The 442-nt window shown below is 25.1% G+C and carries 1 protein-coding gene; it reads right to left on the reverse strand.

The window, feature by feature from the left end; all coding sequences use genetic code 11:
- Positions 1–295, reverse strand: a 295-nt coding sequence (locus KGF41_RS20530) for a BlaI/MecI/CopY family transcriptional regulator (RefSeq protein WP_227857139.1), incomplete at its 3' end; no start/stop codon positions are given.
- Positions 296–442 lie beyond the last annotated feature (147 nt).

Raw genomic sequence — 442 nt, forward strand, 5'->3', positions numbered from 1 at the left:
TTAACTCTGACAGGGGATTGTTATGCAAACCTCCAAAAATTCTTTTACCTTCTAGTTTTAGATATTCTTTTTCTTTTACTAATACTGTGTAGTGTACATGTTTTCCAACTCTCTGAGATATTAAAAAACCTTTTTTAGTTAATCTTGCTAAAAGTGTAATTGTAGTTGTATGTTTCCAACCATATTTTTTCTCCATTTCATCTGCAACGTCTTTAGATATTACAGTTTTGTATCCCGAATTCCAAATATTTTTCATCAATTTTAATTCCGTATCTGGTAATTTTTTATTCAACATAATATATTCCTTCTTTCTATATAAACAGAGTTATCTTTTTACTATATTTTGAATATTTTTTATAAATCTTTTGTATTATTTCTTTTATGTATAGTTGTAAATATTCGTATGAAAAAGTTATTATCTTTACTTATACACCTTTCTTCT

This window comes from Clostridioides sp. ZZV14-6150 (genome assembly GCF_020657875.1).
Classification (GTDB): Bacteria; Bacillota; Clostridia; order Peptostreptococcales; family Peptostreptococcaceae; genus Clostridioides.